The organism is Leptolyngbya sp. PL-A3 (assembly GCF_039962325.1).
Lineage (GTDB): Bacteria > Cyanobacteriota > Cyanobacteriia > Elainellales > Elainellaceae > Vacuolonema.
This window is the reverse complement of record NZ_JAMPLB010000003.1, coordinates 233923-257308: the sequence shown is the minus strand read 5'-3', so window position 1 is coordinate 257308 and position 23386 is coordinate 233923. Positions and strand designations below refer to the sequence as shown.

20 protein-coding genes are annotated in these 23386 nt (G+C 51.2%); 9 read left to right on the top strand and 11 right to left on the bottom strand.

The genetic code is table 11. From position 1 onward, the window contains the following. Nucleotides 1-807: 807 nt before the first annotated feature. The 5 genes from NDI52_RS04560 (at nucleotide 808) to NDI52_RS04540 (ending at nucleotide 10107) form a co-directional block, all read left to right on the top strand. Nucleotides 808-2340, top strand: coding sequence for an SGNH/GDSL hydrolase family protein (locus tag NDI52_RS04560; RefSeq protein WP_190770141.1), 1533 nt, complete (start codon nucleotides 808-810; stop codon nucleotides 2338-2340). A 329-nt stretch (nucleotides 2341-2669) separates the two neighbouring features. Then, entirely contained in the window at nucleotides 2670-3674 is a 1005-nt protein-coding gene (gene chlG, locus NDI52_RS04555) for a chlorophyll synthase ChlG (RefSeq protein ID WP_190770140.1), read from the top strand. 823 nt (nucleotides 3675-4497) lie between these two features. Next, nucleotides 4498-5292: a peptidylprolyl isomerase gene (locus NDI52_RS04550; protein WP_190770139.1), complete on the top strand. Its 795-nt coding sequence runs from the start codon at nucleotides 4498-4500 to the stop codon at nucleotides 5290-5292. Beyond that, on the top strand, nucleotides 5289-8288 hold the full coding sequence (locus NDI52_RS04545) for a peptidase domain-containing ABC transporter (protein WP_190770138.1): 3000 nt from the start codon (nucleotides 5289-5291) through the stop codon (nucleotides 8286-8288). The genes NDI52_RS04550 and NDI52_RS04545 overlap by 4 nt, the downstream gene beginning before the upstream one ends. A gap of 229 nt (nucleotides 8289-8517) precedes the next feature. After that, nucleotides 8518-10107 carry an HlyD family efflux transporter periplasmic adaptor subunit gene (locus NDI52_RS04540; protein ID WP_190770137.1) on the top strand — a complete coding sequence of 530 codons (1590 nt, stop codon included), beginning with the start codon at nucleotides 8518-8520 and terminating at the stop codon, nucleotides 10105-10107. Nucleotides 10108-10236: 129 nt separating this feature from the next. On the opposite strand, the gene NDI52_RS04535 is transcribed toward NDI52_RS04540, so the two are convergent. The 6 genes from NDI52_RS04535 to psbB all read right to left on the bottom strand — a co-directional run bounded on the left by NDI52_RS04535 (nucleotide 10237) and on the right by psbB (nucleotide 14937). Further along, nucleotides 10237-10776 (bottom strand): CIA30 family protein, encoded by a 540-nt coding sequence (locus tag NDI52_RS04535; RefSeq protein ID WP_242035949.1) that lies wholly within the window; start codon nucleotides 10774-10776, stop codon nucleotides 10237-10239. Beyond that, on the bottom strand, nucleotides 10758-10943 hold the full coding sequence (locus NDI52_RS04530) for a hypothetical protein (protein ID WP_190770135.1): 186 nt from the start codon (nucleotides 10941-10943) through the stop codon (nucleotides 10758-10760). The genes NDI52_RS04535 and NDI52_RS04530 overlap by 19 nt, the downstream gene beginning before the upstream one ends. Nucleotides 10944-11059: 116 nt before the next feature. Beyond that, complete coding sequence (locus tag NDI52_RS04525) at nucleotides 11060-12034, bottom strand: 30S ribosomal protein S1 (protein WP_190770134.1); 975 nt, start codon at nucleotides 12032-12034, stop codon at nucleotides 11060-11062. Between the two features lie 441 nt (nucleotides 12035-12475). Further along, nucleotides 12476-13030, bottom strand: coding sequence for a transcriptional regulator NrdR (gene nrdR, locus NDI52_RS04520; protein ID WP_190770133.1), 555 nt, complete (start codon nucleotides 13028-13030; stop codon nucleotides 12476-12478). 186 nt (nucleotides 13031-13216) lie between these two features. Beyond that, the gene (locus NDI52_RS04515) at nucleotides 13217-13315 is read right to left on the bottom strand and encodes a photosystem II reaction center protein T (protein ID WP_190770132.1); all 99 of its coding nucleotides are present in this window, start codon (nucleotides 13313-13315) and stop codon (nucleotides 13217-13219) included. Nucleotides 13316-13404: 89 nt separating this feature from the next. Continuing rightward, nucleotides 13405-14937, bottom strand: a complete 1533-nt coding sequence (psbB, locus tag NDI52_RS04510) for a photosystem II chlorophyll-binding protein CP47 (RefSeq protein ID WP_190770131.1) — start codon at nucleotides 14935-14937, stop codon at nucleotides 13405-13407. Nucleotides 14938-15277: 340 nt separating this feature from the next. Between psbB and NDI52_RS04505 the strand changes: the two genes are divergently transcribed. Next, complete coding sequence (locus tag NDI52_RS04505) at nucleotides 15278-15604, top strand: 2Fe-2S iron-sulfur cluster-binding protein (protein ID WP_190770165.1); 327 nt, start codon at nucleotides 15278-15280, stop codon at nucleotides 15602-15604. 142 nt (nucleotides 15605-15746) lie between these two features. Next, complete coding sequence (gene psbM / locus NDI52_RS04500) at nucleotides 15747-15857, top strand: photosystem II reaction center protein PsbM (RefSeq protein ID WP_190770130.1); 111 nt, start codon at nucleotides 15747-15749, stop codon at nucleotides 15855-15857. Nucleotides 15858-16124: 267 nt separating this feature from the next. Here psbM and NDI52_RS04495 read toward each other — a convergent pair whose 3' ends face one another. From NDI52_RS04495 to NDI52_RS04480, 4 genes are all read right to left on the bottom strand, one after another. Continuing rightward, nucleotides 16125-17087 carry a site-specific DNA-methyltransferase gene (locus NDI52_RS04495; protein ID WP_190772756.1) on the bottom strand — a complete coding sequence of 321 codons (963 nt, stop codon included), beginning with the start codon at nucleotides 17085-17087 and terminating at the stop codon, nucleotides 16125-16127. Between the two features lie 119 nt (nucleotides 17088-17206). After that, nucleotides 17207-19738, bottom strand: coding sequence for a hypothetical protein (locus NDI52_RS04490; protein WP_190772755.1), 2532 nt, complete (start codon nucleotides 19736-19738; stop codon nucleotides 17207-17209). A 243-nt stretch (nucleotides 19739-19981) separates the two neighbouring features. After that, nucleotides 19982-21061 carry a Gfo/Idh/MocA family oxidoreductase gene (locus NDI52_RS04485; protein ID WP_347280078.1) on the bottom strand — a complete coding sequence of 360 codons (1080 nt, stop codon included), beginning with the start codon at nucleotides 21059-21061 and terminating at the stop codon, nucleotides 19982-19984. 199 nt (nucleotides 21062-21260) lie between these two features. Next, a complete protein-coding gene (locus NDI52_RS04480) occupies nucleotides 21261-21392 on the bottom strand; it encodes a hypothetical protein (RefSeq protein ID WP_277874452.1) in 132 nt (43 codons plus the stop codon). Nucleotides 21393-21512: 120 nt separating this feature from the next. On the opposite strand from NDI52_RS04480, the gene NDI52_RS04475 reads away from it, so the two are divergent. Then, entirely contained in the window at nucleotides 21513-22202 is a 690-nt protein-coding gene (locus NDI52_RS04475; protein ID WP_190772754.1) for a response regulator transcription factor, read from the top strand. 310 nt (nucleotides 22203-22512) lie between these two features. Here NDI52_RS04475 and NDI52_RS04470 read toward each other — a convergent pair whose 3' ends face one another. Then, nucleotides 22513-23007, bottom strand: a complete 495-nt coding sequence (locus tag NDI52_RS04470; RefSeq protein ID WP_190772753.1) for a low molecular weight protein-tyrosine-phosphatase — start codon at nucleotides 23005-23007, stop codon at nucleotides 22513-22515. Nucleotides 23008-23099: 92 nt separating this feature from the next. Here NDI52_RS04470 and NDI52_RS04465 point away from each other — a divergent pair, with 92 nt between their 5' ends. Next, entirely contained in the window at nucleotides 23100-23306 is a 207-nt protein-coding gene (locus tag NDI52_RS04465; RefSeq protein ID WP_190772752.1) for a hypothetical protein, read from the top strand. Nucleotides 23307-23386: the final 80 nt, after the last annotated feature.

Below are 23386 nucleotides of genomic sequence, written 5' to 3'. Positions count from 1 at the left end.
ATTCTTGAATGAAAGAATTTCCTGTTGTGAGTCGTTGGGTTGTAACTGTAGCGTTTGCTGTAGTGGCGATCGCCCTCATCTAATAAACCACTCTCTCTAATACTGTTTCTATGGCTGAGTTCACCACACATTAATCGTGGTATTAAACAGTTAGATCCAGCAACCAAAGAAGAACACCAGGCTAAGCCTGGCGCTCTTCTTTGATACCAGCTAGTGCGAAACTGAAGATCCACACTTAAATATGATGATTATTGACTTACCCCACCTATATACAGCATTCAAGCCTATGAGGTACAAGTTATTTTTGTGAGAGCCTCGCTCCGCGAGGCTCTCACAAAAATAGCTGCATTTTATTCAAGCGCAAAGCGCTGTAGAAACTAAACCTTGACATTTTTATTAATAGAAATAAAAATAATAAGGTGTTTCCAGGAATAAGTTTTAAGGAAACTTTTTCTGCCGATTAGATGCAGCTACCCACTCTCTCAATTTTGAGAAATTTGAGGAACAAGATTATTCAAATTTCTGTCTTACCCTTACAAAGAAACTGAAAGGTTATTTTTGAATTCAAAAATCCCCACTTTTCAGAAATTTCTATAAACCCATCAGGAAAGTTTTCATCTTTTTAGCCAGTTTTCCTACAGTCCAGGAATTGATTACTTAACGGCCTAAAGGCTGATTCATTAACGCTTAGATAAGGGCAATCAGGAAACTTCACGCTTACCTCAAGAGGCAAGTTAAGTGAACTGAATGCCTTCGTAAACCGATGCTTTTGGTACCTTTTCATATAACAAAGAGGAGTAAAGAAACATGGCAGACCTGTATGTCTTTGGGGATAGTCTTTCGGATAATGGAAACTTGTTTGATGCGACCGGTAATCTTTTTCCCCCACCTCCTTATTTTGATGGTCGCCTTTCAAATGGCCTCCTTGCGGTTGAATACTTAGACACTCAACTACCAAATTACGAAATTACAGATAACAGCAATCTAGCTTTTTCAGGGGCAACAACCGGAAACTCTAATTCCCTGGATGATGACCTGAATGCAGACCTACCAGGCTTACGAGATCAAATTGATGCCTTTACAGCCTCCGTTGGTACGGGTGACGCAGATCCAACTGATCTGTATCTGGTGTGGGCGGGGCCAAATAATTTTTTAGATCCGCTCAGGGATGAAGCAGCCATCGATCCCGTTGCGCTCATTCGTCAGGGTGCTCTTGATCTCCGGGAGGCAGCAACCCGGTTGTACGACTTGGGAGCTCGGAATTTAGTATTACCCAACATGGTGAATCTGGGGCGTTTACCAGGCACCCGCCAAGTGAGTGCTGATGCCACTGCTGTTAGCCGAGCCTTTAATGCAGCTCTTGCCCTGGAACTTGACAACCTGAGCTTTGATGTTACGCAAGTCGATGTGTTTGCGACAGGAGAGGCGGTCGCCGCCAATCCCAGCAGCTATGGCTTCACCAACATTACGGATCCAGCCTTTCAGCCTCCAAGCCTGCCGGTTTCTAATGCCGATGAGTACTTTTTCTGGGATACCTTCCATCCTACAACCCGAGGCCATGAAGTCCTGGGAAATGCTATCTATCAAACTATCACCGGGGAAATTCCTCCCCTGTCCTTTAACCAAGTACGGGGTACGAATCGTGGAGAAACACTAAGAGGTACTGGTCGTAGAGATAACGTCGATGGCTTTGGTGGAAACGATATTTTGCGGGGACGCGGTCAGGGCGATCGCCTGGAAGGCTGGAATGGAAGCGACCAGATTTTCGGGGACCAGGGGAATGACATTCTTAGCGGGGGTGCTGGAATTGATTTCGTATTCGGCGGCGAGAACAACGACATTGCCTTCGGCGGCAATGATAACGACCGGATTTTAGGCCAGGCCGGTGCCGATATTTTAATTGGCGATCGCGGCAATGATTACATTCGCGGCGGTCTGGGCAATGATTACTTGCTGGGAGGGGAAGGAGACGATACGCTCCTGGGTGAAGATAATAATGACATCCTCAATGGTGGGGTGGGGAATGACTCACTCTCAGGTGGAGCAGGAGGCGATCGCCTGGATGGAGGGGCCGGAGCGGATGTTCTCAGAGGCGGCCTCGGCGCTGATCGATTTGTTGCCCGCCCGGATGGTGGCAAAGATATTATCCGAGACTTCATTCAGGGGCAAGATCGGCTGGATGTATCTAACTTTGGGTTCGACACCTTTGATGAATTGATCGATGAAGTTACCCTGGTTGGCACTACCATCGCCTTCAATACAACCGACTCGGTACGTTTGCTCGGTGTTAGTGCAACAAGCTTGACGGCCGCAGATTTTATCTTCGCTCCCACGGGCTGAGCCAACCATGCCAAAGTCGCCATTTTTTGCGTACAAAGCGGATGAAAGAACGTCTCTAGTGAGCAATTTGCAAGGATGTCAGAGTCAGTTCAAGCTCATCTTCTAAATGCTAGAGCACGCTTTAAAACTGTCTGAAGGGCTAGGTTTGTGTGTGCTTGACGGACGCAAATCTAATCTTTAAAACGGACTCTAGAACCCCGGTGGCCTTGAAAGTGCCGGGGTTCTGAGTTTTTTTAACTCAGCAACTGCGCAAGGTCCCAATTCACGGTAAAACAGAAAAGGACTGTCTTCAAATTTGTTTCACATTTAGGGATAACCCAATCGTCATCATGACTGAGTCCTCTCCCCCTGTGACCGAACAAACCGCTGTAAACTCTGAAGCCGACCGTAGCGCGAAAGCCCGGCAACTGTTGGGGATGAAGGGAGCCACCTCTGGCGATACCAACATCTGGAAAATTCGCCTGCAACTGATGAAGCCCATCACCTGGATTCCTCTCATCTGGGGTGTCCTTTGTGGGGCAGCTTCGTCTGGCCATTACACCTGGAACCTGGAAAACGTTCTTGTTGCAGCAGCCTGCATGCTCATGTCAGGCCCCTTGCTGGCTGGGTATACCCAAACCATCAACGATTTCTACGATCGCCACATCGACGCCATCAACGAACCCTATCGTCCCATTCCATCAGGCGCGATCAGCATTCCCCAGGTAGCCGTGCAAATCCTGGTCCTCCTTTTCGCCGGGATTGGCGTTGCCTATGCTCTGGATCAGTGGGCCGGTCACGAATTTCCTATTTTGACGGCTCTGGCTGTGGGCGGGTCGTTCCTTTCTTACATCTACTCCGCACCCCCTTTGAAGCTGAAGCAAAATGGTTGGTTGGGCAACTATGCCTTGGGAGCCAGCTACATTGCACTCCCCTGGTGGGCAGGCCATGCGCTCTTTGGGGAACTCAACTGGAAGATTGTCGTGCTCACCCTTTTCTACAGCTTGTCGGGGTTGGGGATTGCTGTCGTAAATGACTTCAAGAGTGTAGAGGGCGATCGCCAACTTGGTCTCAAGTCTCTACCCGTGATGTTTGGTATTGAGAAAGCAGCCTGGATTTGTGTGTTGATGATCGACATTTTCCAGGCTGGGGTAGCGGCCTATTTAATGAGCGTCGGGCAAAACCTGTACGCCACGATTCTGCTGCTGTTCATCGTGCCGCAAATCACCTTTCAGGATATGTATTTCCTGCGAAACCCGCTGGAAAATGACGTGAAATATCAAGCCAGTGCTCAGCCATTCCTCGTATTTGGCATGCTAGTAACCGGAATCGCGCTGGGACATGTCGGGGGTTAAAGCCAATCACTCGTTGAGAAGAGAGGGCGGGTACGTTGTACCTGCCCTCTCTTCTTTATCCTGAAGAACACGGGTTCGGAATACGCTGAAATGCCCATTTTGGCGAACACGAAGCCTAGTACGCTGTCGAGAAGTTTTTGAGGGGTCTAAGACCCCTCAAAAACTTCTCAAATTTCATGTTCAAGTCCGGGTTAACCCCACACTTGAACATTGACAGACCACTAGGCCAAACTAGACGTTTTCGAGGGGCACGCGTTGCGCAGCACTCAAAAACGCCCTTAACCTGTCAAAACCTGTAGCAACAGGGAATCAGGACGTTGCCATGATTCCCTGTTGCTACAGTCTACCTAGCAATAGCTATAACTGTGTTTGAGAAGGAATGTTATGCCTAAAATTCCTCTCTTATGTTTTATTTTATACTGGCATATATAGCGTTTACCTAAAATTTAGAAACAAAAGGAGCGAGCCGAAGTAAAATCGCTAGCCTCTCCTTTTATCTCAGCAGCAGGGATCGCCACAACAGACCCAAGCACAGATAGACATTAACTTTCGTAATCTATTCCTATCAGGAAACTTGCCTGTTTCGTCTTGTATCAGACTGGGTACTCTACCAAAAGAAGTGGAAGAGTTCTCTGCCTTAGTGGGCTTACCTTTGATGCAGATGAGTCCAAAACTTTATTTTTCTGGTGTAAAAACTTTTGCAATAATTTATGGTTTTTCCTGAAATGAATCCCCTAAGGTAAGGGTCGTAGCTTAATAACAGCGATTTCGTTAGTCCAATCGTGCCCCTTCACCTGCCCCTGTTTGTCCATAGGCCCAAATCATGACGGTTGTTTTACAGGTTGGAAATCGACAGGTTACTACCGAAGACATTATGCCCCTGCTGGCGGGTTATCGGATGCTGCCGCAACTCCTTCAGGAAGTGCTGGTAGACGAGGCGATCGCCCAGTGGGAGCAAGCTTTAGAAGAGCCTGCGTTTACCCAGGAAGAGGCTGGTGCCGCCCGCAACCAATTCCTGGCCCAGAATCAAATTAATAATGATGAAACTTATCAGGTGTGGCTGACGCGCCACAGCATGACTCCCCAGCAGCTAGAAGCACTGGCGATTCGCAATTTACGTATAGAAAAGTTTAAAGAAGCGACCTGGGGACCGAAACTGGAGTCCTATTTCCTAAATCGAAAAGCTAGCCTGGATCGAGTCATCTACTCACTCATCCGCACTCAAGACGTGGGGATCGCTCAGGAGCTTTATTTTCGGATTCAGGAAGGCGAACAGACTTTTGCAGAGCTGGCTCGCACCTATTCCCAGGGACCAGAAGCTCAAACCGACGGCCTGATTGGCCCGGTTGAACTGAGCGTGCCTCACCCGACCCTGGCCCAGATGCTCTCTGTGAGTCAACCTGGGCAGCTCTGGCCTCCTACCCGGATTGGGGAATGGATGGTTATTGTGCGGCTAGAGCGCTTTATTCCAGCACAGATGGATGACAACATGCGCCATCGCTTGCTGAACGAACTCTTTAGTACCTGGTTAGAGGAACAACTCGGCCATCTAACCGCTGCCCTGTCGGCAAATTCTGCCCGTCCTCAAGAAGCCCCTTCTGCCTTAACTGACGCATGACTTATACCCGAGATACCATCCAAGAATTCCTAACGACGGTCGCGCCATTTAACCAGCTTTCCGAAGCAGCGATCGCCCAATGCTCCCAGCAGTTCCGGATGCTGCGCTATCGGATGGGGCAAGCGATTGTGGTGCGCGATCGCTTACCCGGCCAGGTTACCATCCTCTACGAAGGCACCGCCCGCAGCCTGGGATATGACCCGCGGACCAAGCGCCCCGTTACCCTGAAGCTGATGCAGCCAGGGGATGTGTTGGGTTGGTTGGGCTTGATCCGGGGTATCCCTTGTGAGACGGCGATCGCCTCCGATGAAACCCTGTGCCTGGTGATTTCAGCCCAGGACTTTCTCAATCTTCTGAAGCAGCATCCAACCCTGGATCAAAACTTCCGTGGCCAGTGCGCTCAGCTTGAGCTGTTTGACTTGCTAGGCGAAGAGTTGAACCGTCAGGCCGATGGGACTGCCAACCTGAAGGAAATCACGGATGCCGCTCTGCCTCTAGCCACGGTGCAGACCCTTCCTCCCGGGCTGGTCGATGTCACACGGGTAGATCGGCGATACCTCTGGCTCGTCAGTAGCGGTACGATTGAGAACTTCCCCGTGGGCAGCCGCCTTTACATTAGCGATGCCCTGACATCGGTACAGGTCTCCGGAAACGAGCCGGCCCGACTAATCGGCGTCCCCCAATCCTTTCTGAACCCCTCTGCACCTAACCGTCCAACAGAGCCCATCTCCATTGCCGATGCCGAGGAGGATCTGGCCATTCCCGTAGATGCGACCGTGGAAGTGCCCTACGCTCCCGATCGCCCCGCTGAGTATGAGCCCGTTGGCTTCATTGAAGCCGACAAACTGCCCAAATACCCCTTTGTGCGGGGCCGAGGTGAACTGGATGGCGGCATGGCCTGCTTCCAGATGCTATGTGAGCACATGAACTTGCCCTTCCGGCGAGATGTCGTGCGTCGGGTATTGGCCGCTCAGCTCGACCGCTCCGAAATCCTATCGTTGGATGTGTGCGGAGCCGTTTCTGAGCTGATGGGACTGACGGCGCAGTTAATTATGATTCCGGCGCAGGCGATCGCCCGTGTCGAAGCCCCTGCGATGGTGCGCTGGCAAGATCAACTGGTGCTCCTTTACAGCGTTACCGAGAAGGAAATGGTGGTTGCCGTTCCCGATCGTGGCATCCGCAAGATGAAGCCGGCCGACTTCACCGACTCCTGGGGCGAACAGGGGGAAGTGCTCCTGCTAAAGACCACCAAGCAGTCTCCCCAAAAGCGGTTCAACCTGAAATGGTTCTTACCCTCCATTCAGAAACATAAGAAGGTGTTGGTCGAGGTATTGATCGCCTCCTTCTTTGTCCAACTGTTTGCTCTGGCTAACCCGTTGATGATTCAGGTGATCATCGACAAGGTAATCGTCCAAAACAGCATCGACACCCTGAACGTTTTAGGGATCTTCTTGCTGATACTGGCACTCTTCGAAGCCGTTCTCACAAGCCTGCGAACGTACCTATTTGTCGATACCACCAACCGCATCGACATGGCTCTGGGCTCGGAGATTATTGATCACCTGTTGCGTCTACCCCTGCGCTACTACGAGAAGCGCCCTGTGGGTGAACTGTCTACGCGTATCAACGAGCTGGAAAATATTCGGAGCTTTTTAACGGGGACAGCGCTTACCGTGGTGCTGGATGCCGTGTTCTCGGTCATCTATATTGCGGTCATGTTTGTCTATAGCTGGCTGCTGACACTGGTAGCGTTGGCAACTGTGCCGCTGTTCATTGGCTTAGCGGTAATTGCATCCCCCATCATTCGGAACCAGTTGCGGGTGAAAGCCGAGCGCAACGCTGAAACCCAGTCCTACCTGGTCGAGGTGGTCGGGGGTATTCAAACGGTAAAAGCCCAGAATATGGAACTACGGGCTCGCTGGCAGTGGCAACAGCGCTACGCTCGCTATGTCAGTGCAGGCTTTAAGACGGTGTTAACGTCTACCACCGCTGGATCGGCCAGTAACTTCCTGAACCAACTATCGGGTTTGCTGGTGCTTTGGGTGGGGGCCTACTTGGTGTTGAAGCAGGAACTCTCCCTGGGTCAGTTAATCGCCTTCCGAATCATTGCCGGTTATGTGACCAGCCCGCTGTTGCGTCTGGCTCAACTTTGGCAAAACTTCCAGGAAGTCGGCCTCTCCATTGAGCGTTTGAGCGACATCGTTGATTCTTCCCCTGAAGCGGATGAGAAGGATCGCCTGAACATTCCCATGCCTCCGATCAAAGGGACGGTTACTTACGAGAACCTATCCTTCCGCTTTAACCCCAGTGGGCCGCTGCAACTCAACAACATTAACCTGGAGTTTCCTCGGGGCGCGTTCGTCGGGATTGTGGGCCAGAGTGGTTCCGGTAAGAGTACCTTGATGAAGTTGTTGCCTCGACTCTACGACCCAGAAATGGGACGTATCCTGATCGATGGCTACGACATCAGTAAAGTAGAACTTTACTCCCTGCGTCAGCAAATCGGGATTGTCCCCCAGGACACCCTCTTGTTCGACGGCACCATTCAGGAAAACATTGCCCTGAACGCTCCAGATGCCTCCGCTGAAGAAATTATTGAGGCGGCGCAAGTGGCTGTAGCCCACGACTTCATCATGGGTCTACCCAATGGTTACAACACCCGGGTTGGGGAACGGGGTGCTTCCCTTTCGGGGGGACAGCGGCAACGGATCGCGATCGCCCGCACCGTTATGCAAAATCCCCGACTGCTGATCATGGACGAGGCCACTAGCGCCCTCGACTATGACTCCGAACGACGAGTGTGCCTTAACCTGGCTGATGCATTTAAAGGGCGTACGGTGTTCTTCATCACCCACCGACTCAGCACCATCCGCAACGCCGATCTGATTCTGATGATGGATAAAGGCTCCGTGGTCGAGATGGGTACCCACGACGAGCTTATGAAGATCAAAGGGCGTTACTACTGTCTGTTCCAGCAGCAGGAGTTGACCAGCTAGAATACACTGCCCCCATGTACTTATCAACATTGCCAGCTCAAGCGCGGTGGGACGGATAGCCGTACTGGAAAGCGGGAAAGGCGATCGCAATCCTCACTCCTCCACCGGGAACGCTGACTACACAATGCTAAGGAAAGATGAAGAGATAGCCAGTTGTCATGAGTCTAGTGAACCTACACGCTAGACTAATGACGACTGGGACGATGAACTTTAGCTCCTCCCCAGAACCATGAAGCAACTTCAAACCCAAAACGGAAACGGTGCCCCCAACGGAAATTCCCAAAATGGGGGTTCGAATGGAACTACCGCACGGCCCCTGGTCATGCCGGTTAATGGGGATGCCCCCATGGGCGATGAGGGAGCACGCACTCCCCATAAACCCAAGCCTGCTCCCTATGACCAGGCAGTAATACTTCAACAGCCCTCGGTATGGTCACGTTCGATCGTGTGGGCCATCGTGGGCGTCAGTAGCTTTGCTGTGCTGTGGGCAGGGTTAGCCAAGATTGAGCAAGCTGTGCCCGCCCAAGGGCAGCTTGAACCCCAGGCCTCTGTACAAGCCATTCAGGCTCCCGTTGGTGGAGTTGTGAAAGAAATTTTGGTTGAGGAAGGCGACCAGGTGAAAAAAGGCCAGGTGCTGATTCGCTTTGATCCCACCGCAGCGGCCGCGCAATTACGTTCCCTGGAACAAATCCGCGATTCCCTCCTTCAGGAAAATGCCTTCTATCGCAGTCAGATGAGCGGTGTAGCAGCGCCTACATCCGTTGCGGCAACTATTCCTCCCCAGGTTTTAGCTCTCACCACTAATCGGGCCGGCCTGCTAGAAGAAAACCGGATGTACCGCGCTCAATTAGGTTTAGCTCCGGGTGAAAACTTAAGCCCAGAACAGGTTGCCCGTTTGCAAGCGGGGCAACAGGAAGCCACCTCCCGCACGGCCGCAGCTCAACTCGAAGTTGCTCAGCTCCGGCAGCAGCTAGTCCAGGCCGAAAGCCAACTCGCGGTGGCTCGTGAGACAGCCGCTATCGATGAGAACATTCTGGGGGACATTGCGCCTCTGGTAGAAGAAGGTGCGTTAGCCCGAATTCAGGTGTTGCGGCAGCAGCAGGAAGCCATGAAGGGCCAGGCTGAGGTAACACGTTTGGAGCAAGAGGCAGGCCGCTTGCGCGTACAAATTGCCCAGGCTCAAGAAAAGCTTTCAAATACGGTCGCCCTCACCAGTACGGATCTGCTCTCGAAGATCGCAGAAAACGAAAAGCAAATTGCTAACATCGATAGCCAGATCAACAAGGTTATCGTTGAAAACGATAAGCGGGCTGCTGAAATTGATAGCCAGCTCAGTCAGACCAAGCTGACTCTGGAGTACCAGGAGTTACGGGCTCCCGTAGATGGCACAGTGTTTGATCTGAAGGCAAAGGGTATTGGATTTGTCGCCAACAATCAGGAACCTATCCTGAAGGTTGTACCTGCCAATGGTCTGGAAGCTGAAGTTTATATCACAAACCAGGACATTGGTTTTGTGAGGGAAGGCATGGAAGTCGATGTTCGGGTTGACTCCTTCCCCTTCAGCGAATTTGGAGACATTAAAGGGGTCGTTACCCAAATTGGTGATGATGCTCTGCCTCCTGATCAGCTTCATCAGTTCTACCGCTTCCCTGCAAAGGTTGAACTGAATAGCCAAACCCTGGAGGTTGACGGCAAAGAATTGCAGTTGCAATCTGGTATGTCGGTTTCGGCTAACATCAAAATTCGTAAGCGTTCAGTGCTTAGTATCTTCACTGACATGTTTACCCGTAGTCTGGATCCAATTCAGAATGTTCGGTAAATCCAAATGAAAAGAGGGGGTGGATTGCATATCCACCCCCTCTTTTTTAATACTTATCTAACCTGATTCATCAAATGGATGCAATGTCTCATGCTGTATCCATCACATTAATCCTGTTTCATTCGGGCTTTAGCGGTAAACCGCCAGCGATCGCATCTCCAATCGAAATGCCCCTGGCGTGAATCGTGGATTAAGTTCCCCATCATATTCAAACTTGCTAAGCATGAGCTGAAATGCATAGATTTGAGAGGTATCGAGGGGGCGATCGCTTACCGTTTTTGCTCGGAAAACCGCGACGAACTCTCGGAATGGTAGCCGAATCGTTTGCCATTCCCCAGCAGTCGTATCGAAGGAATGAGCGTGGGCAACACCATCCCACCGTTCCTCTCCTCGGATGAAAAGCTTATAGCGATTGCCATCTCCCCGGACTTGTAGTTCTACTCCATTCCAACCTGACAAATCCAATGGACGCTCAAAGTTTCGAGTGCGAATTGATGAGAATCCTCCCGAGTTAGCGGTGGAAACATCCCCAGTAAAAAGTAGAGCACTATCGCCTACCTGCGCCCGACTCTGGCTGACGCCACCCATCACCACATCATCTAGAGCTCCCCACATACCTACCTGCGTAAAGACATCCTGGGAAAAGTCTATTAATGTCTGGGCTGCCATTGTTTCTGAAGGGGATTGGGGCTTTGCACGGTAGAAGAGGGGCGATCGCCATACCCTAACCATTGCTGCAGCAAGGGGCAGCCTTTGAGAAAGGGAATGGCATCAAAGAACCAGAGAGTTTTGATAAATCGACCTGGGTCCCACCGTTGAGAATTAGGTTGTGTCATGATCTGGGGCCATCCTATACTGCAACTTTTTTATTGATTTTGAATGTGCTTTGCACATTCAAAATCAATAAAAAAAGAGGGGAGAAGCTCCCCTCTTTTCAGCTTAACAAGTTCGCTTATTCCGCTGCGCCGACGGGTTCTTCTTCCGCCACCGCATCGATTTCTACGTCTTCTTCAACAACCAGGTCAGCGGGTTGTTGAGCCTGGAGCATCTTCTCACGGTAACGAGTGGCCATCTCTTCAGCCTTGTCGTATACCAGTTGAGGATTCTTCACCATATCACCGGGCTCGGGTTCCAACTGCTTGGTAGACAGCGAGATCCGACCGCGATCGGCATCCAGATCGATGATCATGACCTTAACTTCATCATTCACATTGAACACACTGTGGGGCGTATCGATGTGATCATGGGAGATTTCGGAAATGTGCAGCAGGCCGCTGACACCGCCGATATCAATGAAGGCACCATAAGGCTTCAGACCCCGAACCGTACCCACTACCACCTCATAAAGTTCGAGGCGGTTCATCTTACGCTCAACCAGCGCACGACGATGGCTGAGTACTAAGCGGTTGCGATCTTCGTCCACTTCCAGGAACTTGAGGGGCAGTTCTTCGCCCACCAGGTCTTCCTTCGGTTTCCGGGTGCTAATGTGGGAACCAGGGATGAAGCCGCGCAGCCCTTCGATCCGTACCAGTGCACCACCTCGGTTGGTAGCGAACACGCTGGAACGAACGGTTGCATCTTCAGCCTTCAGTTGCCGTACCCGTTCCCAAGCGCGCATATATTCGATGCGGCGGATGGAAAGGGTCAACTGGCCTTCTTCGTTCTCGTCGGACAGGATATAAAACTCGCGAGTCTCATTGGACTGGAGTACCTCTTCCGGAGCTTCGATCCGATTAATCGACATTTCCTGGATCGGGATGTAGGCGGCAGTTTTAGCACCAATGTCAATCAGTGCCCCTCTGGGTTCGAGGCTAAATACTGTCCCTGCAACGATATCGCCAGGGGAGAAATGATAATCGTATTTGTCGAGAAGGGCAGCAAAATCCTCGTGAGTAAAACCAATATCTGCTTTTTGCTGATTGACCATGCTAACGTTTCCTAGACTTTGTCTCCGTAGGGATTTTCTCCTGTCTATGCGTGGCTAGACATCGCGGGCAAACCTCAGCAGCACCTACCTTTACCCTTGATCAAGGCACAGGCAGAATGCGTCTAATGTAATGATTAACCCTGGAAGATATATCATACCCCAATTAAATGCATCCGGAATACCCCCTTAACGGGGTAAGTTTTTCAAGAAATTTGAGGTTATGCTGAAAAATTTCTTTTTAGAGCTCTATATCCCGATTCCATACGAAGAAGGGGAGCTTTGCTCCCCTTCTTCGTAACCTGAGTTCGGGTTAAGAGCGTTTTTGAGTGCCACGCGTTGCGCGGCACTCAAAAACGCCCATTTTGGCGTGTGCTTTGCGCACGCCAAAATGAGCACTTCAGCTTATCCCGAACTGAGGTTTTGTATGGAATCAAGATATTACTACCAGGCCGCGGGGGAAGAGGGGACTTCGCGATCGCCCACCCCATTCTGGCTTTTGGACGAAACCTCCGACGAATCTAAATCTCGCTCAGGCCTTTGCTGGCTTGTACTTTCGAGGTGATTCAGGGTTTCTACAAAATCTCGAATCCCCTTGAATTGACGATAGACCGAAGCAAACCGAATATAGGCTACTTCATTAACATGTTGCAGGCGGTCTAATACCAGTTCACCGATTTCGTTACTGGGAACTTCTCGCACAGCCCGTTGCTGAAGTTCAGCTTCGATTTCATCTACGAGCGGTTCTATATCAAGCGTAGAGACGCCTGTTTTTTCGCAAGCATGCATAATACCTCGGAGCAGTTTGGAGCGATCGAAGGATTCGCGATCGCCGTTCCGTTTGATCACCGTAACGGGGACAAACTCGATCCGCTCATAGGTCGTAAACCGACGATTACAACTTAGACACTCTCGCCGTCGCCGCACACTCTGCCCCGACTCCGCAGAGCGAGATTCAAGTACTCGGTTATCTGGAAATTGACAGAACGGACAGCGCATTTGTAATAACCCCTGGAAGAAGCCAAGTTGAGCGATTCTAATAAAGCAATGGGGAAGGGCTCGAACGAATCACCGAAATTATATAGATCAAAGAGCCAAAGTGTTAACCTTTGGCTCTGTCATAGTACTGCAATTTATTGAAATGGATACTCAATTTTAACGAATGAGTACCGTCGAAAAAAAATCCTATTTTTTGGTAATCCGGGGGGGTTCACGGAAGGCGATCGCAAAGAACAGGGTGGCGATCGCAGCCGTCAACAACAGAACGTAGATAATGCTTTCCATGTCAGACTCTCCTGTGCTGCTGAATAGAAATCTGCAAAAAGGGTTGATCTTTCGTGTGCATTGCACACGAAAGATCAAATGAGACTGTCTTAGACAGCTTCCTTACGGCGGGTGGACTTGTCACCCACTTTCTGGAAGTAACCCCATTCCACTTGCTCTTCTGCAAGGTCGGGGTCTACACCAGCGAACACGTCGCGGAACAGGGTACGAGCCCCATGCCAGATGTGACCGAAGAAGAACAGCAGAGCAAAGACAGCATGACCGAAGGTAAACCATCCACGAGGGCTGGTACGGAATACACCATCAGACTCATAGGTTTCCCGGTCAAATTCGAACACTTCACCCAACTGTGCTTTACGGGCAAACTGCTTAACCTCAGCGGGGTCGTTGAAGGTTTGACCATTCAGCGCACCACCATAAAGGGTTGCACTGACACCAACCTGCTCAAAGCTGTACTTCGATTCCGCACGACGGAAAGGAATATCAGCCCGAATCACACCGTCAGAATCCGTCAGGATAACGGGGAAGTTTTCAAAGAAGTTAGGAATACGACGAACGGTCAGCTCGCGGCCTTCCTTATCTTTGAACACGGGGTGACCCAACCAGGCTACGGGCAGACCGTCACCTTTAATCATGGGGCCAGTGCGGAACAGACCACCCTTCGCAGGGTTATTGCCCACATAGTCATAGAAGGCAAGCTTCTCAGGAATCGCAGCGTAAGCATCTTCTAAAGAAGAGCCATCCGCCAGATCCGCTTTCACACGGCGATCGATTTCTTGCTGGAAGTAGCCGCTATCCCACTGATAACGGGTAGGACCAAACAGTTCGATCGGGGTGGTAGCACTGCCATACCACATGGTTCCAGCTACCACGAAGGCAGCAAAGAACACAGCGGCAATACTGCTAGACAGCACCGTCTCGATGTTACCCATCCGCAGAGCCTTATAGAGACGCTCCGGTGGACGCACCGTCAGGTGGAACAGACCCGCAATAATTCCGACGACCCCAGCGGCGATGTGGTGGGCCACAACACCCCCTGGGTTGAAGGGGTTAAACCCTTCTGGCCCCCAGGCCGGAGCAACCGGTTGAACGGAGCCTGTTAATCCGTATGGATCTGACACCCACATCCCAGGCCCAAATAGACCGGTCAGGTGGAACGCTCCAAAGCCGAAGCAGAGAAGCCCAGACAGAAACAGGTGGATACCAAACATCTTAGGCAGGTCCAGAGCAGGTTCCCCGGTACGGGGGTCTCTGAACAGTTCCAGATCCCAATAAACCCAGTGCCAGCAGGCAGCCAGGAACAGGAGACCGGACAAGACAATGTGAGCAGCGGCAACACCTTCGAATGACCAGAAGCCAGGGTTCACACCAGTTTCACCCGTAATGCTCCAGCCACCCCAGGAGCCCGTCACACCCAGACGAGACATAAAGGGTAAAACAAACATCCCCTGACGCCACATGGGATTCAGCACAGGGTCGCTGGGGTCGAAGATCGCCAGCTCATAAAGAGCCATAGATCCTGCCCAACCGGCGACCAGAGCGGTGTGCATCAGGTGTACAGCAATCAATCGCCCGGGGTCATTCAGAACGACTGTGTGTACGCGATACCAGGGTAGTCCCATCGACTACGCTCCTCCTAAATTCAATGATTTCAACGCCTTCTTGAGCCTTTATTTATGTAAGCTGCCAGATACTAGTAAGACTACCAGAATCAGGCATTCCTAAAGTTGCCCGTCTGTACATAAAGTTCTTTACCTCTCTGTAGAGGCTCTAAACCTTCGACAGCTTGACGGTACGTTGTAAAAATGAAAGTGTATGAAAAAGTGTAACTAGCGTTCATACTTGAATGCAAGTGCGCCGTTGAAGTAGAGGATGGTATTTTTTCCCATGTCGAATCTTCAAAGTTCCGAAACCGAGTCGCTGCCTACGGAAGGGACGGCAGTGGAGGAAACACCCGTAATTATGGAAAAACCTCAGACCAAGCCCGCAGGAAGTCCTTCAATTAAGTTTCTTAAAGAAGATAAGGAAGTCGTAGCGGCCAGTGGGGCCAATCTTCGCTTGCGAGCGTTGGAGAATGGCATCGACCTCTATACTTTCATGGGCAAGATGATGAACTGCGGTGGTTACGGCCAATGTGGCACTTGCGTCATTGAAGTGGTAGAAGGGATGGAAAACCTATCTCCCCGCACGGATGTTGAGAATCGTAAACTCAAGAAAAAGCCAGACAATTATCGACTGGCCTGCCAAACCCTGGTAAATGGCCCAGTGACCGTGAATACCAAGCCCTAAACAACCTTTTTCAGAAGTCAGAATATCTCTGGCTTCTGAAAAAGATTCAGATAAAAACTCTCAGTTGCCAGTGACGGCGCACTCGGTGATATTCTGGAACGTAGTTTTGATTCACAAGATTTAGGTTGGGAGGCTGGGTTCAATGCCTGTTAATGATTTGGGTTTTGTAGCAAGTCTTTTGTTTGTACTTGTTCCGACCGTTTTCTTGCTAATTCTTTACATTCAAACTGCTAGCAAGCAAAGTGACAGCTGATCAATATTGGGGGCACTGTTGAGAAGTGCCTGCTTCGGAATTTATTTGCAATTTTGCTGAATATGGGTTTAGTAGGGTTGGTCTTGAGCTAACCCTTTTTTGTGCCAAAAAGAGGGAATGCGAAAGTTGCTCTCACTCTACTCTTTTTGGGCTGGGCTTCGCTTTAAGGAGATTTCCAACAATGAAATTATCCCCAGGATGTTGGTGCTTTGCCCGCTTCGCGGGCAAAGCACCAACATCCTGGATAAATTCTTATGCAGAAACCTCCTAAGAACATTGAGAACCATCCGAACAAGTGTAGGGTTGGCTGTTACGTTCCCAGAAAACGCGATCGCGATATCCCTGAATTCCTCGATTCTGATTTGCCAGGTGCAGGCGTTTCTCCGCTAAGCAGGAATAATATTCGTCAATTTCGATGCCGATGAAGTGACGATCGAGTTTCTTGGCAACAACAGAGGTGGTGCCCGAGCCAAGGAATGGATCGAGCACTACAGCCCCAGAAGGTGTGCTAGCAAGAACCAGTTTGGCGATCAGTTTTTCAGGTTTTTGGGTGGGATGGTCGGTGTTTTCGGGCATTGACCAGAAGGGTACTGTGATGTCCGTCCACAAATTAGAGGCCGCAGTCAGGCGAAAATTACCGTGTGATGTGCGTTTCCAGTCCTTTGGGTTGCCGCTTGCGTCGGTGTAAGGCGCGATCACGCGTCGCTGCAACCTCACAGCCTCCGGATCGAAATAATAGTTAGACGACACCGTACAGAACCAGATATCTTCAGCGTTATTTTTCCAGTTAGACCGGGCAGCGCGGCCCTTTTCCCGCTCCCAGGTAATGCGATTGCGAATCACTAAATAATGGGACGCGACTTCATAAATGGCTAAGGAAGATTGCCAATCTCCACAGATATAAACCGATGCCGTTGGTTTTAGTACTCGCATGAGAGGCGTAAACCAGGTTTCGATCCACTCCCGGTAATCAGTCAGGGGTTTACGGCGGGTAGCCTGTTGGCGAAAGCGCTTCGTGAGGTTATAAGGCGGATCAATCACCAACAAATCGACAAATTGATTGGGAAGCCAGGGCAACACATCCAATAAATCCTGGCAAATTGTACGGTTGAGAATTTCATCAGCAGAGGCGGGCTGATGCAACGTTAGGAGCCGTTGACGATAGTGCGATCGCTCCTCATCCGTCAGTTTCAATGTGCGGTTACGTGGCGCGGGAGATTTAGCAGTCAAGGTGAATGCAGCGGGTTGGGTCTAACAAACGATAGAGCAAAAAATCTGAAGCGAACAATTTTCTTTAATGTGTTGAATTTTGCGTGCCCGGAGCACACGCAAAATTCAACAGGAAAGGGTTATTCAAACCTCTGACGCTGAGATGACCATTGGCGCAGAGAGTAGGTGTTGTTTTGACGCGTAATCAGAAGAGGAAGCGGGTTGTCTGGGGTGTTCGCGATCGCCAACATCTGCTGGCCCGCATTACGGCTCAGTTCGCTATAGACCAACTTACCCTCGGGAGAAAAGACAAGGGTTCGGGGAGAGGTCGGAGAAGTCGTTGAATTCTCTTGCTGCAAATTCAAAATGGTCTCCATCTGACCATCCCCGGTTAAGTCGATAGAGTTCACCAGCCAGGAACCCTGTTCAAAAAAGGGAGCGTCTCCTTCCCGCACTTCATTATCTGTGGATAGGTTGGAATGAGCCTGAAGTTCCGTGCGCAATTCCTGAGCCAGCGTTTCGGCCGCCGCCGGATTTTGGAGAGCCAGATCTTGCAGGCGAGTGCTGCCTCGCGGATTTTGCCAGGTGAAGGCGGCACTGGTGTAGGCCAGTAATGGGCTAGAGGGAGCATCCGTGACGGGTTCTCCGGAAGCCAGCAGCTCAATTACACCGTTACTCCAGCGCAGAGCCCGAACAACCACCGAACGGTTTTGAGGTTCTCCGGCTAAATCCCAAGCGACCAGTTGCAGGTTCGATTCCTGAAGGAAACCCAACTGATTCCACAGGTAGCGAGGGGTAACGGTGGGTCCGAGGAGAGAAGGAAAGGGCGATCGCTCCCATCCCTGACCCTGATAGACCCCCACAAGCTGGATCCGATACCACTGGGTCGCCGCCTCTGGGTCAGGTGGTGTGCCATTGGGCTGTTGCCAGTTGCGTGGATCAGGAGAAGAAATGGGAGTAGCGGTACCGTAAAACCGATTGGCTACCGCAGGCTGTTCGGTCTGATTCAGCAGGGTTTCATCAAGCTGTTGGAGAATGCGACGGTTTTGAGAATCGAGGGATCGGTTGACCAGGGTAGTCCCAGACTGCCCTTGGAGCCAGGCGATCGCCGCCCCTCGCCCCTGCCGCATATATTGCATGAGACTGGCCCACTGCCGTACTGCTGTGCGATCGCGGCTGAGCCGTGCTGCCGTGTTGACCCGTTGCCACAATTGGCGAGACTCCGGGCTCAATAGCCGGGTTACCTCATCCCCATCTTTGAGCCCTTTCATCAAAGCATCCCAGGCCAGTTCCCAACGACCATCAATCACTTGAGCCATCAGCTTTTCACTCGGATTAGCCCAGTCGCGGTCCGCATTTTTCTGGGTGACATCGGCGTGCAGCTTCACCACATCTAGTTGAGCTTGAGCATAGGCGGGCCAACGCTTACCCCACCGCTCTTTCATCGAGCTGAGCACTTCCTGGGCTGGAGACCAGAGGCCCTGGCGGGCCAGCAATAATGCATTGTCGTAGCCAGAACTATCAATGGGAGTCTGCTGAAGAGAAATCTCATTCAGCCGAATAGGTTGTTCGCGGGTAGCTGTGGCTAACTGATAAACCCGAAAGCTTGGCTCTAGACCAATGGTCTGATCAATTAATAACTCCGGACTACCCCCGCCTGTAATGGGCTTCCATTGAGGCATTTGACCAGCAGGGCTGGTCCAAGGCAGGACCAGTCGCAATTGCCGCCAGCGGGGATCGTACCAGCCGACATACCCGAATCGGATGCGATCGCGCCCCGGTTGATATACCCCACTCAGAGTAAACCAAACACCTCCGTTAGAAGGGGCATTCGAGAACGGTTCCAGGGCGTCCATCGGCAGTGCACGGTCAGAGCCCGGTCCTGCTGCGGTGACCTGTACCAGAGGAGCCGTTACGAAAAATTCGTCCGGGCCGTCAATGGGAAGGCGATCGCCTAAACGGTATCGAGCATCTCGGCCCGGCTCCCGATGATAAACTCGCAATTCTTGAATACGGTTACAGGAAGCAGCCTCCTGGCAACCTGAAGGTCGCCCCAAAACTGGAATCAGCAAATCTCCATCTCTAGCACCGTTGGCATCCCCAGCCAAGTTCAAAGGTTGGCCTAGCATCAAACCATCTTCTTCAGCCAACGTTTTAAGTTCTGTTAGCGTTTTGGGTGCATCCCGTTGGTAACGTTCGGCCTCACGGCTCCATTCGGGAAACATCCAACTCAACCATCCTACAGAACCCGGGTTCACGACCAGCTGAAGGGCAACCCATCCTCCACCAAACACCAGGGCTCCAGCCCCTGTCCACAGCAAGCTGACAAGTATGGCCGAAATTAGCGCATTCCGCTTACTGTAATCCTTAGGAATCACCATCATGCGAATGCGAGAGGTGGTATCCGTAGGCTCGGGTTCTAGATCCGGCTTGCCTTCAAAAAATTCTGAGGTGGAAGGTTGATGATGCTGAGAAACCAGTACCTGCACCCGAGGGCGAGGAGGACTGATCTCAGGGTTAGGTCCCTCAGGTGGGGATGTTGCGCGTCCACGGCGCGACTGCACCCACAGCTTCACCCGAGGTGAACCGGGGGATGCAGGGGCAGGAGAAGGCGTTGTTTTAGACGTTCGGCTTTGCCGTTTAGAAGCATTTCGCCGACCAGGGCTCCACATGGGTAGCAGTAACGAAAGAACGAATTCTAGAAAAACACCCTCAGTGAGAACACCGAAAGGCCATAATTCCTAGCCCATTCTACGCGGAGATTTTGGAATGGCGGGATGTTTTTGTTGAGAACGCCGGAATTCTTACTTCTGGAATATTTCAGCTCCTTCAGGACTTACGCTCCGCTATCCGTAGTGTATTTGTGTTATGGGTGGGGGGCGAAGCACCCCACCCATAACACAAATGCGTAAGTCCTATCCCGCCATCACCGTCGAGAGATCCGATTGAAGGGTAGAGGGTTCTTGGAACTCCCAGACCTGGCCGTCTAGCGCTATTTGCTCAATTAAGCTAGCCAATCGCAGCGCCTTCAGCGCTTGCTCACCGCCAACAGAAGGTTGGTCTCCCCCCCGAACACAATGAACAAAATGTTCTAACTCCGCGTGGAGGGGTTCGATGTTGCTGGTGTGAACCTTTTCAATCAAACCATCCTGGCGATAAAGCACTTGACCATAATCTGTGCGGTAATTGGCGGTGGTTTGGCGATGGATTAGAATTTCGTTGTTGAGGAAATCTGCCTCGGTCAAGGAATTACGACAGTGAGCCGTAATCTGACGAATTTTACGGTGGGTTACCTTGCTGGCGGTCACCGTTGCAACGATGCCGTTCGCAAACGCCAGGTGAGCAGTTACGTAATCGAGGTGGCCCGAGTCAGAGGCACGGCTTCCGGCGGCGGTGAGTTTTACCACCGGGGCAGCAGCCAGCTCCAACAGCAGGTCAATATCGTGAATCATTAAGTCAAGTACCACCGATACATCATTCGCCCGGTTAGAATAAGGGCTCATGCGGTGAGCTTCTAAAGCCAAAATTTGCTCGGTCTTGAGCACCTTGCTCAATTCTTGAAAGGCCGGGTTGAAGCGCTCGATGTGGCCCACTTGAAGGATGCAGTTCGAGGCAGCAGCAGCATTGACAAGGGATTCAGCTTCAGCAATGCTGGCAGCGATGGGTTTTTCAATAAGCACATGTACCCCAGCTTGTAAGCAGGTCATTCCAACACTGTGGTGGAGGCGCGTGGGAACTGCAATACAGACGGCATCTACGTGGTCTAAAAGGTCAAGATAATCCTCAAAAAACCTGACACGGTACTTACTGGCGGTATCGAGCCCCCGCTCAACGTTGACATCGGATACACCGACCAGTTCGACGTCTTTCAGCAAGCTGAGAACGCGAGTATGGTGCTGCCCCATATTCCCCACACCAATAACCCCCACGCGAATTGGCTCTAGCGGGGGGCGATGGGGAGAACTGGTACCCGTGCTATTCTCTCTGTTTTGCACGCCTGTTACACTCCTACACCAGAATTGAGGATGAGTCTCATTGGAGCCGCCCAACAGCTAAGAAGACGGTCTTTGCTGTTACTTTCTGCAAAGCTGCTTGCTAAAAAAGGTGCCGGTTCGTCACACAACGTAAACAATCGCTCACGATTATCATATCAATCGATCTGATGATCGGATTGGATTATGGGCTGAGGAAAGTTTATTTACCATGACCATCGTCTTTAACTTCCTTATTGGAAGCCGGAAGCCGAATCCACTGACAGGGACGTGTGGCAGTTTCTTGCCCGTCCTGACAGGGCGCATCCTCGACGCCCAGACACGGCATACCCATTTTTGTAGTGTGACCTAGAGGAAGGCCAGCTTACCTCTACCTAAAACTGGATCTTTTCCCTTAGTTTTACGGGAATTCTTGCGATAATAAATTTAGACTTGGAGGCTGAATCCAGATGCCATGCCCTTAACAGTCTTAGTGGTAGATGATGACTTGGGAACCCGGCTCTCGATTAGCGATTATCTTGAACTAACGGGCTACCTGACATTGATGGCGGAGAACGGCGAGCGAGCCCTGAAGCTAGTCGAGGAATATCGCCCCCATCTTTTGGTGACTGATATTGCCATGCCCCGCATGGATGGGTTTGAGCTAGTTCGGCAGATTCGCCAGAAGCCGGAGTTTCGCCTGCTTCCAGTGGTGTTTTTGACGGCTCATCACGAAACCGAATCACGGATTCGGGGATATCAACTCGGCTGTGATGTGTACTTGCCGAAACCCTTTGATCTGAAAGAATTAGGAGCTGTAGTCCGCAATCTGTTGGAGCGATCGCAATTGATCGAGGCCGAATGGCGCATGCGATCGCTCTCCACCCCTACTGAAATTGCTCCCCTGTCCCCTGACAACTACACTGCATCCTCCCCTAACGCCGCTCGGGATATGGCGGTGGCGATCGCCCTTGGCTTAACTACTCGTGAGAAGGGGGTCTTGCGCTTGCTGTCCGATGGGCTTTCCAATGCTCAGATTGGCGATCGCCTGCATCTGAGCCCTCGCACCATTGAGAAGTATGTGAGCAACCTTTTCCGCAAGACCGAGACGAACAATCGTGCTGAGTTAGTACGGTTTGCGATGGATCATCACCTGGTCGAGTAGGGCCTTATTTATTTCCCATGAAGGTGTATGGTGGTTCGTGCCGTACACTTTGTTGTTTTACAGCGCTTTTCAAGCGCTTAAAATCTGGTTTTTGTGAGAGTCGCGCTCCGCGCGACTCTCACAAAAACAGCCGTGACTGATTCAAGCGCAAAGCGCTGTGAGAATTTTTCTGCCAGTCCCATGGTGCACTGTCATCAGAAAAGCCTACTTTGGTATGCACAAAGCACATACCAAAGTAGGCGGTCCAGCTTATTCCAAATGGACGTTTTCTAAGGGCTTTAGTTGCGATCGCACGGCAACCTCCCCTCCGCTATCCGCCATGCTTCGCGAATTGCGTTTTGCAAATTTCGTCTAGCAAGCCTGTGCAGGCATCCATTAATAGATCAATGACGTAATTAAAGCCTTCGGGACCACCATAGTAAGGATCGGGAACCTCCTCGTCGGTGTGGGTGCGACAGTATTCGCACATCAGCTTCACCCTATCGCTGTACTGATTCTCTAGATCCCAGCGTAGGATCTCACGGTAGTTATCCCGATCCATCGCCAGGACAAGGTCAAAGGCGTGGAGATCCGATTGGGCAAATTGACGGGCAGAACCGATCATTTCCAGGCCGAGGCGTTGTCGAGCAGCGGCCATCATGCGGCGGTCGGGAGGATGACCAACATGCCATCCGCCTGTACCAGCAGAATCACAGACAATTTCCTGCTCCAGTCCCCGTTCCCGGATAAGCATATTCATAATATTTTCTGCGGAAGGAGAGCGACAGATGTTGCCAAGGCAGACAAATAGAATTTTGTAGGGCATAAACCAGGAAACTGGAATTGAAATTCTTTTTCAGCATACCCCGGACGTGGGGAAGAAAAATTGATACCCCTTTTCAATCAGCAATTCTCGTTGTGAGCTGCAAAACCGAGAGCCGGGCTCGCAGGGCACGAACTCTCGGTTTTGAATCCGAAGGCTCTCACGTTGGATGGGCGATCGCGTCCTGTAAGACCCATCCAAGCATCTATCCTGAGGGCAAATTGCCAGAACTGTATAGAGGAGATGTCACCGTCTCCAGAGAAATGGTAGATTCCGACCCTCTGTCACCATCCATTCTTTAATCGCCTTGTAATACTAGATCTAGAGCCCAGAAAGCCCCCCCTCCTGGACGGAGACATCTACCCTATCGTCTTGAGCCCGA

Coding starts and splice junctions, on each gene's coding strand:
- psbB (WP_190770131.1), bottom strand. CDS start 14,937: ATGGGACTACCCTGGTATCGCGTACACACAGTCGTTCTGAATGACCCC.
- NDI52_RS04505 (WP_190770165.1), top strand. CDS start 15,278: ATGGAAAAACCTCAGACCAAGCCCGCAGGAAGTCCTTCAATTAAGTTT.
- NDI52_RS04535 (WP_242035949.1), bottom strand. CDS start 10,776: ATGGCAGCCCAGACATTAATAGACTTTTCCCAGGATGTCTTTACGCAG.
- NDI52_RS04525 (WP_190770134.1), bottom strand. CDS start 12,034: ATGGTCAATCAGCAAAAAGCAGATATTGGTTTTACTCACGAGGATTTT.
- NDI52_RS04480 (WP_277874452.1), bottom strand. CDS start 21,392: ATGGGTATGCCGTGTCTGGGCGTCGAGGATGCGCCCTGTCAGGACGGG.
- psbM (WP_190770130.1), top strand. CDS start 15,747: ATGCCTGTTAATGATTTGGGTTTTGTAGCAAGTCTTTTGTTTGTACTT.
- nrdR (WP_190770133.1), bottom strand. CDS start 13,030: ATGCGCTGTCCGTTCTGTCAATTTCCAGATAACCGAGTACTTGAATCT.
- NDI52_RS04490 (WP_190772755.1), bottom strand. CDS start 19,738: ATGTGGAGCCCTGGTCGGCGAAATGCTTCTAAACGGCAAAGCCGAACG.
- NDI52_RS04550 (WP_190770139.1), top strand. CDS start 4,498: ATGACGGTTGTTTTACAGGTTGGAAATCGACAGGTTACTACCGAAGAC.
- NDI52_RS04515 (WP_190770132.1), bottom strand. CDS start 13,315: ATGGAAAGCATTATCTACGTTCTGTTGTTGACGGCTGCGATCGCCACC.
- chlG (WP_190770140.1), top strand. CDS start 2,670: ATGACTGAGTCCTCTCCCCCTGTGACCGAACAAACCGCTGTAAACTCT.
- NDI52_RS04475 (WP_190772754.1), top strand. CDS start 21,513: ATGCCCTTAACAGTCTTAGTGGTAGATGATGACTTGGGAACCCGGCTC.
- NDI52_RS04540 (WP_190770137.1), top strand. CDS start 8,518: ATGAAGCAACTTCAAACCCAAAACGGAAACGGTGCCCCCAACGGAAAT.
- NDI52_RS04530 (WP_190770135.1), bottom strand. CDS start 10,943: ATGACACAACCTAATTCTCAACGGTGGGACCCAGGTCGATTTATCAAA.
- NDI52_RS04545 (WP_190770138.1), top strand. CDS start 5,289: ATGACTTATACCCGAGATACCATCCAAGAATTCCTAACGACGGTCGCG.
- NDI52_RS04470 (WP_190772753.1), bottom strand. CDS start 23,007: ATGCCCTACAAAATTCTATTTGTCTGCCTTGGCAACATCTGTCGCTCT.
- NDI52_RS04560 (WP_190770141.1), top strand. CDS start 808: ATGGCAGACCTGTATGTCTTTGGGGATAGTCTTTCGGATAATGGAAAC.